We start from the raw sequence: 2,254 nt of genomic DNA on the forward strand, positions 1-2,254 counted from the left end.
TATTATTACCGAAAGAGGCATCGTCAGACCACCTTTCGAGATCAATTTGAGAAAGCTCATTAGAGAATAATTAGTCCCGTTGCCGCCGCTGTTCGAACCTTGCTCGCTTAATGGTTCTCGCAGATGCGCCTTCCAGGATACTCTTATCGAATTATTAAGAGTGAATTATGTTAGGCTATAATAACAATACTTTTCAGTGCCCAATTATGGAAAGGAATTGTCTCTTAATCTTAAGTGATGTAAGTTTAGAAGCAATAAATCAAAATTCGATTGGGGTAATTGTCTGAAGAGTTTGCTTGAGCCATTTGTCTAAATTATTGAAGGAGAGAGTTTTGGGGAGGGAAGGATGGGAAAGCTGTTTGAGGGCTTGCTAAATTTGATATATCCTCCTCGGTGCCTCGTTTGTGGTCGTCTTCGTGAGGATCCACTCTGTGACGAGTGTTTTTCTTCTTTACCCTTGATTGAGTTCCCCATCTGCCTTAATTGCGGAAAACCTTGCAATCTTCAAACCAACGAATGCAGAGAGTGCCGTGGCAAGCATTTCCATTTCCGCATGGCTCGGGCTGCTGGTCTTTATGATGGGAATTTGCGGGAGGCAATCCACAGGTTCAAATACCATAATGGCAAAAGGCTGGCACCGGTCTTCGCCCAACTGATGATAAGCCGGGCTGAACGGGAATTATTCGATGTGGATCTGATCACCTATGTGCCCTTAAGTAGAGGAAGGGAGTGCAAGAGGGGTTTTAATCAATCTCGCTTATTGGCTATGGAGATATCGCTACGAGTCGATAAGCCCTGCGAGGGAGTTCTTATCAAGGCCAAAGAGACTGTGGAACAGAATAAGCTCTCCCTGGAGGAGAGAAGGAAAAATGTAAGAGGAGTATTTTCCCCTTCAAGTAAAGCAGATTTACGGAATAAGGCGATTCTTTTAATAGACGATGTCTTAACCACGGGAGCCACGGTGAATGAATGCAGTAAAATTCTCCTCGCTCAAGGGGCAAATAGAGTAAATGTCCTCACAATAGCTCGATCCACCATTTATCACTGAGCGAAAAAGATAAATTGACACCCCTCATGATTTGTGATAGTGTTAGTTTGCAAGTACGACTTGCCACGAAAGTGGCTTAATTTTTGTTAGGAGGTTGTGTAAGTGCAAGGAAGAGTCAAATGGTTCAGCGCAGAGAAGGGGTACGGATTCATCGAGCGCGAAGATGGTGAAGACGTATTCGTTCATTTCTCTGCAATCCAGGAGGAGGGTTTCAAAACCCTACGGGAGGGAGAAAAGGTCGAATTCGACATTGTTCAGGGCGACCGAGGCCCACAAGCTGCGAATGTCCGCAGAGTTCCCTAAGTCTGTTAGATTTTCGAGAATTTAACAGCGAACCCCATGTTTTATAACATGGGGTTTTTCTATTCAAAAATTTTCCTTGTGACAAGCAGGAAAAATTGTGAGCAAAGAGAATAAAAGGTTATATCCTCTTAGAACTAGGACTAGTGTATGAAGGCTGATTCGAAGAAAATCGATGTAGAAAACTTGGAGAATGTAATCTGCCGGATCGAAGGAATAAAAGCAGCTCGCATCGTAGCTGGAGTGGGTGATTCCATCGAAGAGATACATATCCTTGCCCTTCCCATAAAAACCCTCAAACAGATTGCCCGGGATATAGAATCCATTTTGAAGTTTTTCAAAATCCAAAAATTAGTCAGGGGTCCATGGAAAAGAGACCCTTTATGAAAGGAGGGCTCTTCCATGAAGGCTAAGCGGTTTTTAGAACCAACAACCATCGCAACTTTAGTTCTGACTGGTGGTGCAAGATTTAGAATTTAGAGGGAGTTGTAGCTTGAGATGAGGTTGAAGGATGAAAAAAGTACCCATTAGTTTTAAGGCATATTCAATATTTTTAACCGCGTGTGCCTCGGCTCTCCTCTTTTACCTGGTGTCTACCACTCCTAGGCTATCTTGGCAGCATATTCTCCTCTTCGGTTTATTAATTTGGCTCGCTGAGTCCTTTGGAATAGATCTTCCCAAGGTGGGAGCGGTCTCCGTTAGTTTTGCCCTCCTATATGCCGCCATTCTTCTTTTAGGACCAGCCTCCGCTGCGCTGGCAGCCTTATCCACCGCCGTGGTTTGGAGGGATATTAAGAAAAGATCCTCTTTTTATAGATGGTTAGCCAATGGGAGTCTGGCCATATTGGATACGGGGATAGCGGGTTTGGTTTATCTTTATGCTCATGGACCGATTTTAATGGTCAA

The 2,254-nt window shown here is 43.8% G+C and carries 4 protein-coding genes; all 4 read left to right on the plus strand.

Annotated features, from left to right (window positions below; all coding sequences use genetic code 11):
* Positions 1-346 precede the first annotated feature (346 nt).
* A complete protein-coding gene (locus tag AB1466_04690) occupies positions 347-1,048 on the plus strand; it encodes a ComF family protein (protein ID MEW6189394.1) in 702 nt (233 codons plus the stop codon).
* Positions 1,049-1,150: 102 nt separating this feature from the next.
* Positions 1,151-1,351 (plus strand): cold shock domain-containing protein, encoded by a 201-nt coding sequence (locus AB1466_04695; GenBank protein ID MEW6189395.1) that lies wholly within the window; start codon positions 1,151-1,153, stop codon positions 1,349-1,351.
* 147 nt (positions 1,352-1,498) lie between these two features.
* Positions 1,499-1,735, plus strand: coding sequence for a hypothetical protein (locus tag AB1466_04700; GenBank protein ID MEW6189396.1), 237 nt, complete (start codon positions 1,499-1,501; stop codon positions 1,733-1,735).
* Between the two features lie 124 nt (positions 1,736-1,859).
* The coding region (locus AB1466_04705; protein MEW6189397.1) for a hypothetical protein at positions 1,860-2,254 on the plus strand (395 nt) is incomplete at its 3' end.

The organism is Actinomycetota bacterium, from assembly GCA_040755895.1.
In the GTDB taxonomy this organism is placed as follows: Bacteria; Actinomycetota; Aquicultoria; order Subteraquimicrobiales; family Subteraquimicrobiaceae; genus Subteraquimicrobium.